Below are 16,035 nucleotides of genomic sequence, written 5' to 3'. Positions count from 1 at the left end.
GAAATTTTAAAAGGGGATAAATGAATTTTAAAGGTTTATATTTTTAAAAACAGTTAAATTTTCTATAAAATAAAAATTATTAAAAAATCTAGATTTCTTATAAAATTTAATTAAAAGTTATTAAAAAAAGAATTAAAAGTTTAGGGGCCTGAATTTTTTTTACATTTGTGAGAGCTTTTGTAGGTCTGTTTTTGATGTATCTGAGTTCTGTACAAGTAGTGTTCCTAATAATACATATAAATATAAGGTTTTTTTCACTAATTTTGGTGTAAATTTGTGTATTTTTCTCATTTCTAATGAATTTTTAAGTACTTTGAAATAATCTTCGATTTTACCTCTTATTGGTTTGTAATGTTTCCAATTCATGAGTTTACTGATTAATTCTTTTTTTAATCGTTTAAATAATCTTTTATTTTTGTTTAAATCTTTTTTTATTTTTAAATATGTTTAATGAGTAGCTTAAAATATCATCTAGGTGTTTTATGTTTAGAAATTTTTTAGGGAAAATGAGAGGAACGATTTGGTATTTGCTGATTCCAATTTGGTAATTTGTGAGACTGTAATATCCTTTATCAAAGATTAATGTGTCTTGTTTTCTTATTATTCGTCTTCTGTGCAATTCTTTCATTATTTCTTCAAAAAGTTTTGCATCGTTGGGTGCACCAGAATGGAATAAAATTGCAACAGGAGTCATAGAATCGTAATCAAGTACAAATGTTGCTTTAAATCCAATATAAAATCCTTTGGAAGAAGAATAGCTCTATTTAAGATCCATTTTTGCGAGTTTTTCTTTGGATTGTTTTTTACGGTTAAAATTGAAATCTAAGTCTATTGGTGTTGCATCAACAATAAAAGTCCTTTTTCCTCTTCTTTTATAGTTACTAAAAGCTTTTAATGCACTGTTTACTGAATCTGTATAATTTTCTACTGAATTTTTTTGGAAGTAGTCATATATTTCTTGAGCTTCTAAAACTTGATTGATTTTAAAATATTTTCTTAATTCTTCTTTGTTTTTAAGATTTTTTACAACAAAATCAAATGGTAAATCGAAAAATATGCTTATAAATTCTGTTTTGATTATTGTATCTAATTTTTTATGGTTTTTAAAATCATTGGAAGAAAATATTTGTTTTGATTTTCTAGAACCAATAATTTTAAATATTTTGTCTAATATAATATAATTTGGGTCGTTTTTATCAAGATTTAAGTTATGCAACATTTTTATTACCAAATATATATTTGTTGCACTTATTATTTAAATTTATTGGTTTAAACGACCTTTTTTTATTAAATTACTAATTTTTCAATTGTATTATTACAAAACAAGAATATACAATAATTAAAACTATGAAAATAAGAAAAATGAGGGCTTAAAAATAAGTCAAAAATTCAGGCCCCTAAAAAGTTATCAATTTAATTAAATAGTTTTAATGAGATAATATTTTCTATTTAAAGTTGTAAATAATAATTTTTTATTAAAAAAATAAGATAGAAATGATTTTTACATTTAAAGATAGTTAATAAAATTTATTTTGGATTTAAAGTATTATTCATTGTAAATATCAATACTTCTTAATTTTATTATATACTATTAAATAAAATTTTTATTTCTTGTAGAAATAATTAGTAATATTTTTAGTAGTTTTTAGTATTATTAAATTATTAGCTTAGTTGTGAAGTTGTTATTAAGTGTTTTTAATAATTTTTAGTATAGTTAATTTATTCGTTTAGTTGTTAAATTAATTATAATTTTTTTGGTAATTTTTAGTATTATTAAATTATTAAGTTAGTTGTGAAAATAATTATAAACATTTTCAGCAGCTTTTTTATTCATTCCTTCAATATCACTAAGTTCATCAACACTTGCTTTAGATATACCCTCAATATCTCCAAAATCACGCAGAAGAGATAATTTACGTTTTTTACCAATTCCTTGTATATGATCAAGTTCAGATTCAGTAAGTTTTCTTGAACGTAATTTTCTATGATAAGTAACACCAAATCTATGTGCTTCGTCTCTTACTCTTTGAAGAATATGTAATGATTCTTTATTATGTGGGATAATAATAGGTTTATTAGATTGTGGAACAAAGACTTCTTCGAATTCTTTAGCAAGGCCAATTACTGGTATATCATCTAAACCTAATTCATTTAATACTTCAACTGCAATATGTAATTGTCCTTTACCACCATCAATAAGTACTAAATCAGGTTTTTTATAATCTTCTTCACCAACTAATGACTCAAATCTTCTTGTAAGTAATTCTCTCATCATACCATAATCATTAGGTCCAGGAGTTTCTAATTTAAACCTTCTATATTGTTTTTTATTTGGTTTTCCATCAAAGAAACTAACTTTAGAACCTACTTGTAATGTACCAGAAATATTACTTACATCATATCCTTCAATAACATGTGGAACATTTTTAAGTTTAAGGTAATTTTGAAGTTCTATAAGTGAATTATTAACTTTTTCTTTTTGTTTTTTAATAATTTCAGCATTTCCTCTAGCCATACGAATAAGACGTAATTTTCTACCTTTTTGAGGATTTGTAATTTTAACCTTATTTCCTCTTAAATCACTTAACCATTCAATAATTAATTCTTTGTCTTTAATATTATCTTCAATTATTAACTCTTTAGGTATATGGCGATTAATACCATAGTATTGTTGTATAAAACTATATAATACTTCAGAAATATCTTGATTTTTAGTATTATCCATTAAATAATCATCTTTAGATATAATTTTTCCTTTTCTAATTGATAAAACAACAATTATTGTTGTGTCTTTATTTTCTGATGAAGCAATTACATCTTGATCAAGATCATCATCTAATTCATCAACAAATTGTTTAACCATAACCTCTTCAATTGATTTGATTTGATCTCTTAGTACGGCTGCTTTTTCAAATTCCATATTTTGGCTTGCTTCTTTCATCTCATTTTTAAGATTCTTTAATATATCATTATATCTTCCTTGAAAAAATAAATCAATTTTTTCAATAATTTCATGATATTCTTCTTTACTTATTCTACCATCACAGGGTGCATAACATAAATCAATTTGGTAATTTAAGCAAGGTCCATCCATATGTTTACAAGTTCTAATTTTAAATAATTGTTTTAAGAATTTTACAGTAGAACGTACAGATTTAACATCTGTAAAAGGTCCATAATATGTTCCATTTTTAGATATATTACGTGTTAATATTAATCTTGGAAAATCTTCATTTGTTATTTTAACATATGGATATTTTTTATCATCTTTAAGGCGAATATTATATTTTGGCATATATTTTTTAATTAAATTTGCCTCTAAGATTAAAGCTTCTTTTTCAGAATTAGTTACAATATATTCTAAGGAATTAAAGTGTTGCATTAAAACATAAGTTTTTGGTCTATCTTTTTTATCTTTAAAATAAGATTTTACTCTTTTTCTTAAAGATTTAGATTTACCTACATATATTACATTATCGTTTACATCTTTCATAATGTAAACACCTGGTTTAAGAGGTAAATTATCTGGAGATTTTACTTTTGTTGCCATTGTAATATTTTCCTTAATTTTATTATAATAAATATATAAAATATTTTTTTTTATTTATTAATATTGTTTTTTCTAATTTATATTAAGTTTTTAAATGTTTTATTTATTAGTTTTTTAAATTTTTTTTTTAAAAATATCTTTAGTAAATTAAATTTCATTTAATAAATCTTATTTTTATTTATTAATTATTAGTTTATTGTTAAAAATTTTATTAATTTAATTAAAAATCTTATTCTTTCTTTTGTTTTTGTATAATTTATATAAAAAATTTTATACATTTTCATTGATTTTAATTAAACTTTTATGTATTTATGAAAAATTATCAAAAGCTTTATATGTTATAAAATATTTATAAATTATTAGGTATGAGATTTATTCTTATACCTAATAGGATGATTATAGAAAATCATACATATTCACCCCCTTAAACGTATGTTTTTTTTTAAAAAGTATATTAAACCTTTTTTTTATTTCTATAATCATTCTTATTTATTTTATTAAACCTTTTTTTATAAATATTAACTTAATTTTAAATAAATTCCTATTTTTGTATTAATTTTCTTATATTTTTTATTATTAAGAAAATTTTAATATAATTTTAAATTATTTAATTAATTAAAAGTATTAATTTTAAATATAACTAAATATATTAAGCTCTAAATTGATTTATTAACATTATAAACTATTAGAAAATACTTCTTATAAAAATCTAGACTTCATTTTATAATTGAAAATTAAATTTAAGACTTTTTTAAAAAAGGTTTATTAAAACAAATTCTATATACTTATTAATTAATTTAGTTTTTAATATTCCTTAAACTAATTAAATTTTATTATATATTAAAAATTAAAAAAAAGTTAAATATTAAAACTTTGGAGATTATTTAAGTTGTATTTCTCCTTGTACAAGTTCTAATATTTCTTTTGCTAACATTAAGTCAATTACTGAATTAATTTTCTTAGCAGTTTTTTTAGATGTTGATTTAAAACCAAAATTACGAGCAACTGCTCTTGTTAATTTTTCATCAGTTAAATGTTCTTTAAATATAAGAACTAATTTAATATTAGCTCCTATTTCATCATCAGAAATTAAATCAATATTTGGTTTAGAACGTTTTCTAACTTGTATTTCTTGATTTTTATTAGAATATAAAAAATCATCAACAATATATATTAAACCTTCATTTTCTGCTGATTTTATACCATCATTAACTGTAGATTTAAGTTTAGATCCTGCTCTTTTAATTCCAGAACTTTCTTTAATTCTTTTAATAATTATATCCTTATGAACTGGACCTTCAACATCAACTATTTGTGATATTACTTCAGCAATAAATGATATTGGTTTATCATATACATCATCTTGTGTTTTTAATGGTAAATCTTTAAATTCATTATATTTTTTAATATAATCTTTCATTGATTTATCTTTATTTGGTAATGTTCTATTATCATATGCTTTAAGACTATTTGATTCTTTTTTTCTTTCATTTTCAATCTTTTTATAATCTTTATCTGCATCTTCAATGATTTCTTCTAATTTTTCTGATTCTAATTTATTATTATGGTTGTTTACTTTGTTTATTGAATTTTCTTGAAGTTTGTGGTTGTTTGTATTATTTATTGAATTTTCTTGAAGTTTTTCATTATTGTGATTATTTACATTATTTATTAGATTTTCTGGAATATCATTAGTAATAACAGTATCATCAGTTATATATTCATTAGAATATGTTGTATAATCATCATAGTCATTATGATTATCTACATATTCTTCATTATCTTCTAATGGAATAAATTCATCATTTGAATTATCATAGTCATCATAGTTAAATTCAGTAGTTCTATCAATTACATGTGTTTTTTTAGGTTGTGTATTATTTTCAATTTCTTTTAATGAATCATTAATATATTCAAGTTCTTTTTTAAATTTAGATATTTTGTCTATTATTGATTCATCATCTTTATCTTCAATATCATATTGAACATTGTTTTTTCTTAAAGGATTATTAAAATCAGTATCTGTATAATAATCATCATAAGTATTTGATTCATAATCTTCAGTAATTACATTAGGGTTATTTTTAGAATCATCATAAGTATTTGATTCATAATCTTTAGTAACTACATTAGTAGAATCATTTGAATTCATTATTTCATTAATGATTTCTTGATCTTCATCTATTTCTTTATCATCAAATAAGTTATCAATTTCATCTTCTGATTTATATTCTAAGTTTATGTTATCTTTTTTATCGTTAGTTTTAAGATTTATATCATTATCATTTATAATGTTTAAATCTGAATCTTTACTAATTGCTGGTTTATTTTCTGATATTTCACTGTAAGTATTTAAAGGACTGTCATCTTTATTATTAACAATAATGTTAATCATTTCCTCTAATTTTTGATCATCACTATCCACTTTATCATTGATTTTATTGAATCTTTTTCTAAAGTGGACTTTAGGTATTTTTCCGTTTTCAATAGTATCTTCTTTCATTTTTCCGTTATCATAAATTATTGTTTCGTCATTATTTGTATTTTCTTCTTCTATTTCTTCAATATGTTTCATTTCATCATTTGAGATTTCTTTTTCTCCATCTTTAAGTTTCCTATTACTTGGAACTTCAACATATTCATATTCATCATCAGAAAATAGAATTTTCTCTTCAGGATTAATATTATCTTTTTCTGTATTATGTATATCTCTTGTTTTTTTGTCTGTATTAGGTATATTTCTTGTATTTTCTATATTTTTATCTGTATTAAGTATATTTCTTGAATTTTTGCCAATATTTTTGTCTGTATTAGATGTATTTTCATCTGTTTCTTGATTTGTTTCGTTAGTAGTTTTGAAATCTTCATCAATTAAATCATTTTCTTTTTCATTAATATCTTTTATTGTATTATAATCTGTTTCTTGATTATAATTATTTATATCTTCAAATGATTCATTATCATTTTTTCTATTTATATTAGAAATCTTTGAACCAATAAATTCAGAAATTGAATTTCTATGTTTATTTTCTGCTTCACCAAGTTTATTAAAAGATTTTTCAAGTTTACTATTTAATTTATTGATTCTGTCATATTGACTATTATCATTATTTTTAATAAAGCTATCATTATTTTGACTACTAGTTAATATTTCTTCTTCAGATTCTTTCTTAAGTTGAGATATTAAATCATTATTAACAATTAATGGTTCTTCAAGTTCATCATATACATCATTTGATTCATTTTCATTAATGTATTCATTTTTTGAATCTTCATTATTTGAAAATTGATTTATTAATTCTCTAGATCTTGCTTCTTCACGAGCAATATCTTCTTTAGTTTCATAATTAGATTTTGTATTTCTGTAATTACTATTATTTTCTTTTGGTTTTGTGGTATATTTGTTTTCAAAATGATTATCTGCAGTAATATTATTTGTATCATTATTTTCTGCTAAGTTACTTATTTTATTTTCAGTATCACTTGGTATATTACTTATTTCAATTTCTGTATTGTTTCTTATATTTTGATTATCATCATTATCATTAATTTCTTTAAAGTCATCTGTAGTTTCTTTAACTTCATTTTCTTCTTGTTCTTTAAGTCTACGTGCTTCTTCAAGTCTTCTTTCTTTTTCGGCTTTCATTCTTTCTTGGAATTTACGTTCTTCTTCAGCACGTTTTTTATCATCTTCAATAATATCAAGTTTTGCTTGTTGAACTCTATCTAAAAGACGTTTTTTAGAAGCTTCTTCATTTCTATACCAATCAGTAGACCATAAATGGTATAATTTCCAACCTAAACCATCAAGAACTTGTTCTCTAAGTCTATCTCTATCACGTGCAACCTTACTTGAAGCATACATTTTACCATCAGTAGTAATACCTAAGATATATCTTCCAGGATTGTTCTCATCTACAATAGCAAGATCTACTCTGAAACCTGCACAACCAACATGTTTATCAACAGTATATCCATTATCAACTAAGAAAGTATATATTCCTTCTTCAAATGGTTCTACAGTATCATCTTCATTTGGAATATTTCCAATAGTTAAGCTTTCTGCATATTCTAAGAATTCTTTAAGTGCACGTACACCAAATGGTGGGTTAGCAGTTAAATGCATATCATGTGATCTGAAGTTAGAAAATACTACACATTTTTCTTTTGCACGAGTAACAAGTACATTTAAACGTCTTTCTCCTCCATCTTGATTTAAAGGACCGAAGTTCAAAGACATTTTTCTATTTTGATCAAAACCATAACCTACACTAATAAGAATAACATCTCTTTCATCACCTTGAATTGTTTCAAGGTTTTTAACAAAGAATCTATCTGGTCTGTTTTCAGAGAATAATGGTTCAAGTTCAGGATGGTTTTTACGTTCAACTTCAAGTTCTTCTAAGATTGCATTCCTTTGAGCAACTGAGAATGTACCTACTCCTAAACTTTTACTGTCCCCATATTTTTCAAAGTGTTTAAATATTTCTTTAACAACTTCTTTAGCTTCTCCACGATTATATGAACCTTCACCTCTTTCATATATTGTATCTGGACAATATCTAAATTTAAGACCTAATTCTGGATCATCATGTGAAGGAGATGGATAAACAAGTAATTGGTTATCATAAAATTCTCTATTTGATACAGCAATAAGTGATTCGTGACGACTTCTGTAATGCCATTTTAACATTTTAACAGGAAAAGATAATTTACAAAGATGTAAAATACTTTCCATATCATTAGCACTAGCTACTTCTTCATGTGAGTCTCCATCAGCAATTTGATCAAAGAAACTTGTAGGTGGTAATTGTTGAGTATCTCCCATAACAACTGCTGTTTTACCACGCATAAATGCACCAAGAGCATCTTCAGGTTTTACTTGACTTGCTTCATCAAAGATAACAACATCAAATTGTAATTTTGGATTAGTTGGATCAAGATACTGAGCAATAGATAATGGACTCATCATAAATATAGGTTTGATTTTTTTAATGATATCTCCTGTTTTTTCAAGAAGTGATCTAACTGGTAGATGCCCACTTTTTCTTGTAAATTCTCCAGCAAGGATTTTAGCCTCAGGATTACTTGCTCCTCCATAGATTTTAGGAATATTTTTATTAAGTTTATTAAATACTCTTTTTTGATTTAATTTTAAAATTTTTCTATCTAAATCTTGGAATTCTTTAATACGGTTTTCATGTAATTCTCCAACAAAGGAACTTAATTCAGGATTATCTATAAATACTTTATTAAGTAAACTATCTGCAAAATTTCCTGAAACTAATGCATTAACTTCATCCTTTTTAATATTCCTTTTTTCAATAGTATTAATAAATAATTTAGCTTCAGAATTCATACATTTATTTTTAGTATTTAAATATTGACTCCATAAATGTAAGCTTGAGAAATGGCCATTCCATTTACTAAATTGGTTTACCCATTCAGTGAATAATACATCTTCAGCATCTTTTTTAAATATTACTTTTGTATTTGGTTTTAAAGTTGTTTGAAGTTTATGTAATTCATGTCTAAAATTATTTCCTTCTTTAATATAATCTTTCAATGATTCTTTAATAGATGTTGTTTTAAAATCATTTGTAAGGTAATCAAATACTTTATCTGTAAAAATATCTTCATTGAGATATTGTTTTAATTCAAACATCCAATTATAAATTTTTTTAAGTTCTTTAATATCTGCATTTAAAGACCAATAATTTGAGAAATATGATTTTCCAATGGTATCTTCACTTTCAATTTCAGTTTTCTCTTCTTTAAACTTTTTAATTGCATTTAAATCAGATATAACCGCTGAATCTCCAGGAACTTTCCCTTTATAAAATTCTTCAACAACTTTAGTATTAGATTTAGAAAATAGTCTAAATTTCTTATGGGATCCTTCTTTTATTGTATTTATTAAACTATTAATATCTACATTAAGTATTGTAGGATTAAACTTATCTAATATTTTTGCAGATTTTTGATAGTGTTCTAAGTCATTAATTAACTTTTCAGCAATTTTAGGATTATCCCATGCAGATGAACTTAACAAATCTTTATCTATTATTGGTACTTCTTTATCTAAGAAATCTAAAGATTTAATTGTTTTATCAAGATTTCTTAAATTTTTAGCCTTTTTAATACCAAAATTTTCTTCAGCAATATCTGCTTCAATATTAAATCTATCAAGAGCTTCTGATGAGTCTGCAATTAATATTTGTATTTCTCTTAAATCACTTGGAAGTAAACTTTTTGGTGAACAATAACTCCAAGGATTATCTTTATTAATAGTACCATGTAATTCTGCAAGATTTTCAAGAGATAAAACAATATCATCAAGGTCTTTCATTGTTAAATCTTCAGGGTGTTCAAATCTAACAAGAGGTAATATTTTACCTTCTGTTTTAAAATATTCTTCTGCAAATTCTTTTCTTCCATATAAATCATAAGCAGATAAACTAATAGAATATAATGGTTTATGTATTATTTCTGCATAATCATCTAATTGAACTTTAAGTGTTTCAAGTTTACGTATAGTTCTATCAATATTTTTATCACTAGTAGAACGTACTGTTGCAGATTTTTTAAGTTCTTTAATAAATTTTTTACGTCTTGTTTTATGTGAATGTAATTCTAAAATATATTTTCCAAGTCCAACTGCAGTTAATCTATCTTTTACTACTTCTAATGCAGCCATCTTTTCAGATACAAATAAAACAGTTTTACCATCTGCAATTAATTCTGCTATTAAATTAACAATAGTTTGAGATTTACCTGTTCCTGGTGGTCCTTCAACAACAAGATTACGACCAGCTTTAACATCTTCAATAACAGCAATCTGTGATGAATCTGCATCTAAAACTTGATACATATCTTTATAATTTATTTTATCTACATCATTTTCATCAAAACTTTCTGTATCATTAACTGATGGATCAAATATTGCTTGTATAAGTGGATGATTAGTTAAATCTACATCATCACCCCAACTTTCAGGATTTAAATCATTATACATTATAAATTTAGTAAATGAAAAGAAACCTAATGCAACTTTGTCTGTAACTTTCCAATTACCTTTGAATCTAATAGCTTTTTTAATTTCATCCATATATTGGCTTGGAGCTTCTACATAGTTTTTAGCTTCAAAATCTGGGATTTTTATTCCATCTTCTGCAAGTTTAGTTTTAAGTGAAATATTTGTTTGAATATCTTCACCAGTCCATCTAATTACAAAAGAATTTCCTGCTTGTTTTCTTTCCATAGCTACAGGTATTAAAATTAAAGGTGCAAGATTAGCTTTTTTAGGTTTATGTTTATCAAACCATCTTAAAAAACCAATTGCAATATATAAAATATTATAACCTTGCTCTTGAAGCATTGTTTTAGATTGGTTATTAATATAAAATAATTTTTTTTGTAATTCATTAGGAGTGAGATTAGTTTCTAAGGATTTATCATCTGAAAAAATCTCTGGTTTATGTAGACTCCATTTAGATGAGTTCTCTTTATCCTTACCTTTTGGAACAAAATTCATTTTCTTGTTTTGTAAGACAAGTCTTTTATAAACATTTGTTGGTTTTTGATTAGGGAATGAAAGAGTTTGATTACGATCTTTAAAGTTCAATAATTGATTCCTTAATGTTAAATCAAGAAGATTTTTTCTTAAATCTTTAAACTCTTTTTTTATTTTTTTTGAAGATGATTTACCCATTGTTACCCCTAGTTATTATAAATTAAATAAAAATAAGTATATAATTTTTTTATATACAAGAAATATAGATAAAATAATAGTGTAATTTATTATGTATTATATATTTAATATATTTTACTAAATAGTTTTTAATATTATATTTTTTTACTATAATATTAAAAATAAATAGAAAATAATGAATTTAATATGGTTATTTTATTAGAAACTAGTTTATTGCTTTTTAATTTCTAATTTTTAATTGTTATTTTAGGAAAATAGTTTGTTTTATTATTTGTGTATATTTTTTTTAATTTGTTATTAAAATCTAGTTTATTGTTTTTAATTGTAATATACTGATGATAAATAGGATATTTTTAATTTATATTTTTATAAAAAAAGTAGTTATATAAATAGTGTTTTTTCTAAATTTAAAAGATTTAAGTATTTTTATTAATTAAAATAAGTATCTTTAAATAATTAATAAGAGTATAAATTTGATAAAACAAATTTATACCTATTTATGTGTTTATAATGATTCAATAGCTTTAACTATTAATTCAATAGTGTTTTCAATATCTTCAGCACTTGCAACACTGCAAGGTGTATGAATATATCTAGTAGGAACTGAAAATACTCCAGTTGGAATACCTTCTCTTGTAAGATGTATTACACTACCATCAGTAGTTCCTCCATCACCAACTTCAAGTTGGTATGGAATATCATATTTATCACCAGTATTAATAAGTAAATCTCTTACTTTTTTAGGAGTGATAATTCCTCTTCCACCTGCATCAATTAATACTATAACAGGTCCTTCACCCATTTTTCCAGGAGCTTCATCAGGTTTTACACCAGGGTGATCTCCAGATAATGTAGTATCTAAAGCAAATGCCCAATCTGGGTTTAATTTAAATGCAGAAGTTCTAGCACCTTTAAGACCTACTTCTTCTTGAACAGTACCTACACCATAAACAGTAGCATCTGTTTTAACTCTTTTAAGTACTTCCATAACTACATAACAACCTGCACGGTTATCAATTGCTTTTCCCATAAAACAATTATGTGGATATTCAGCAAAGATTGTATTAATAGTAATAGGATCTCCAACTGAAACCATAGTTTCAGCTTCTTCTTTATCTTTAGCACCAATATCAATAAACATTTTATCAAATGGTACTACTTTTTTCCTTTCTTCTGCAGTTGTAATATGAGGTGGTTTAGAACCAATTACACCAGTTACATCACCATCAGCTGTGTGAATAGTAACAGTTTGGTTTTGTAACATTTGATCATTAATTCCTCCAATTTTAGTAAATCTTAAGAATCCATCATCATCAATGTAACGAACCATTAATCCAATTTCATCCATATGTGCTGCTAACATTACTGTTGGTTTACCTTTTTTACCTTTTTTAGTACAGATAATATTTCCCATATTATCTCTTTCAATTGTATCTGCAACATCTTTTAATTCTCTTTCAAATATAGCTGCAATATTATCTTCATAACCAGAGATACCATTAGTTACACATAATTCTTTCATTAAATCCATGTTGAAATATTTATCAGCTTTGGATTCTGATTCTTTTTTATCACTCATATAATACACCTCGATTTTTTTCATGATAAAAGTATTATAATATTATATAATATTTCTTTAATTAAATAATTTTTGATATTAATTAAAATTCTTAAATATTTTAATTATACAATGATTTAACATGATTAAATTTTTAAATAAATTAAAATATTATTACTGTTTTAAAAAATATTATTTCAAATTTCTTGATTGGCATGGATATTTGAATTATTTCTAACAATTAATATTTTAAATATTTTAACGGTTATTTTTTTTATAAATGTTGAAATCAGAAATTATATCTTCTATTTTTGAGTAAAAATCTTCAATATAAATCTCCATTTCACAATGTATTCCCTTTGTTTTAAATGAATGTTTGTTTGAAATCTTTTATTAAAATTTTACTATATAATTATTAAATGATTTATTCTATTTAAGTAAAATCATTGTAGCTTATTATTATTCTTTTTTCTCAGTTAATGCTTTGAATCCAATAGGTACAGTACTATATTTAGTTCCAGCAGCATGAATTACATCTTCGATTTTATCTGAAACAAAAGATCTAGGTTTCCATGGTTCGTTCTCATCTTGACCTACAAGGAATACTTCATCAACAATATTCTCTTCAAGTAAATGTATTAAAATACTACTAACTATTCCACCGTCTTGACCTGTTACAGTATCTGATTTTGCAGAGAAGATTTCAATATATTCTCCAACTGGTTTTTCATCAATATCCTCAGGTAAAATATCAGTACTTATATATGTCCTAGGACAAGCGAAGTAACATGCATGACAATCTTTTCTACATTCACCATATACTTGTGGTTTTCTATCATTAATTTCAATTATTTTTTCAGGACATACATATTCACATGCACCACAAAGTACACATCCACCAACACTAATAACATCTGCTTCAAGATTACTAAATTGACAGTTTTTGGATTCTTCTCTTGAGATTTCATCACTTAAATGTCTTTGTGATAAAACTTGTCTTCCAACAGATTCTCTAGTATGAATGTTTTCAAGATTAGATTTAATTTTTTTATTTGCAATTCTTTCTAAAAGTTTAAGTCCTTTGTCACTAATTGGTTCTGTTGTAAAAAGTCCTTTTTTAACACAATCTTCAATGATTTTTTTACCTTTTTTAGACCTAACAATAATTGTGGAGTAACCTTTTGGTGAACCAACAGATCCTACAGATATATCAGATAAATCTGCAGTATAATCGGTACATATATTACAATTTTTACGACTGAATATTTTAGTTTCAGCAACTGGAATTGAAAAAGTAGTACCATCATTTTTATAAACTATGAATCTACCTTTTTCAATACGGAATTCTTTTACATCATACATTTCTATATTGTTTTCTTTTAAAAATTCTTTAAGATATTTATATGAATAATTTTCCATACAAAATAATCCAATTTTTAAATCTATTGGTGATCCTCCAGTTATATCTGAATATTTATTAATTTTAGTAGCAGCTAAAATTTGACATGGAGTTCCAACCATTGCAGTTTTAATATCACTCATTTACTCACCTTTTTAATATTGTTAAAAAATTTAATCAAATTATAAATCATTCATAAATAACAATTTTATTTATATTTTTTAATAAATTTAAACTTTATTAAAATTATTAGATTTTTATAAAAAATTTAGTAAAAAATTAATCTTTATTTTAAATTTTAAATATAGGAAGATTATATTTTTTGAGTAAAAAAATTTATATTAAATTATTTCATGTTTTTATCTAAATAAAACAAATTAAATATGATGTTTAAAAAATATTTTTTAATAATAAAATTTTTCATAAAATTTATATTAATAAATTTAAATTATGGAAATAAGTTGTTTATTATTAAAATTGTAAAATTAGTAAAAAAGTTAAAAAAAGAAAATAGTTTAAAACTATTCTTTTTTATTTTTAAAGTCATCTAATGTTTTTTCTAGTTCTGTAGAATCTTTTTTATATTCTTTGGAATTATCGGCTGAATCTTCAACTTTAGACTCTTTTTTAAGTGCGTTAATTACTTTTTTCTCTTTATCCTCTTTGAGGTTGTCTATTTTATTTTGTTTCTCCTCAACCTCTTTAGGTATGTCTTCAACTGTATGAAGATTACCATCTTCAACTATTTCTGAAGTTTTAGAATCAGATTCTTTATCATTAGAATCCTTATTATCAGAATCTTTTTTCTTATATTTTTCTGTATCAAATCCTTTTGTAAATTTAGCATAAGAATCAAGATCTGCTTTTTTAGTTTTACTTGGATTTTTCCTAGACTTTACAGTATTTTTCCAACCATAATAAATTTTATCAGCAAACATACCAAGAACTGCAAATATTATACCTATGATTCCTGAAATGATGTAAGCTACCCATAATGGAGGTAATGTATTTTTACTTTCCTCAACAAATGTTTCAACAGGCCCTTCTACTGATGAAAATGCAATACCTTCTTTTTTCATATTCGCTTCAACAGTATCAACATCATTAACATTTACATGAGCTTGGAGTCTAAATGTAGTTGATGTTGCATATAAAGCATATGATTCAGATAAATATTCTTCTAAGTCATTTTTCATGTCTATTGGGTTAGTATCGTTTTTAACAGTTACATTTATAATGCCTTGTGTACTATTAACTTTAACATCTTTAACATGTGAAGATTGGTTAATATTATGCATTATACCATTTTTAAGGGAATCAGAATAATTCGAAGAGAAATTACTCGTTACTATAAGTACCCCTGAAGTAGTAACACCTTTTACACCAGGAACATTTTTAATCTTATTTTCCATATCTGTTACATTATTATCTGCTTGTGAACTTACATCTACATCAATATATTCATTTTGACCAGTAACCATTGCATCAACAGTACCAATTAATGCAGGAAAATCATCATATATTGGGCTTATGAAGAATATACCTCCAATTGCACCTAATATAAAACCTACTGCAAGGATTCCAACTAAATCTTTTCTATCTAAATAAGGACTTAGTACAGCTACAGAGAAGATGAATATCATTAAGAGTAAAAACAGTATAACATATAATAATATCATAAATACATCCATATATTCACTCTCATAAAATTATTAATTTTTAATTAGGTATTGTTTTTTAAAGTACTTGTTAATTTATTTTTAACATTAAAATTTAATTAAAAATTATATTAATTTATAGAATTCATTAAATATAAT

Annotated in this window: 5 protein-coding genes and 1 pseudogene; all 6 read right to left on the bottom strand. The window is 23.9% G+C overall.

The window, feature by feature from the left end; all coding sequences use genetic code 11:
• Positions 1-159: 159 nt before the first annotated feature.
• Positions 160-1,219: pseudogene (locus T523_RS08820) on the bottom strand (transposase).
• 567 nt (positions 1,220-1,786) lie between these two features.
• A complete protein-coding gene (gene uvrC, locus T523_RS02080) occupies positions 1,787-3,550 on the bottom strand; it encodes an excinuclease ABC subunit UvrC (RefSeq protein ID WP_042707262.1) in 1,764 nt (587 codons plus the stop codon).
• 880 nt (positions 3,551-4,430) lie between these two features.
• Positions 4,431-11,261: a DUF3320 domain-containing protein gene (locus tag T523_RS02075; RefSeq protein WP_042707261.1), complete on the bottom strand. Its 6,831-nt coding sequence runs from the start codon at positions 11,259-11,261 to the stop codon at positions 4,431-4,433.
• 505 nt (positions 11,262-11,766) lie between these two features.
• Positions 11,767-12,840, bottom strand: a complete 1,074-nt coding sequence (locus T523_RS02070; RefSeq protein WP_232229008.1) for a M42 family metallopeptidase — start codon at positions 12,838-12,840, stop codon at positions 11,767-11,769.
• 438 nt (positions 12,841-13,278) lie between these two features.
• Complete coding sequence (locus T523_RS02065) at positions 13,279-14,361, bottom strand: Coenzyme F420 hydrogenase/dehydrogenase, beta subunit C-terminal domain (protein ID WP_042707260.1); 1,083 nt, start codon at positions 14,359-14,361, stop codon at positions 13,279-13,281.
• A gap of 378 nt (positions 14,362-14,739) precedes the next feature.
• On the bottom strand, positions 14,740-15,909 hold the full coding sequence (locus T523_RS02060) for a hypothetical protein (protein WP_042707259.1): 1,170 nt from the start codon (positions 15,907-15,909) through the stop codon (positions 14,740-14,742).
• Positions 15,910-16,035: the final 126 nt, after the last annotated feature.

It is taken from the genome of Methanobrevibacter wolinii SH (assembly GCF_000621965.1).
Lineage (GTDB): Archaea > Methanobacteriota > Methanobacteria > Methanobacteriales > Methanobacteriaceae > Methanarmilla > Methanarmilla wolinii.
This window is presented reverse-complemented; position numbering and strand designations above follow the sequence as displayed.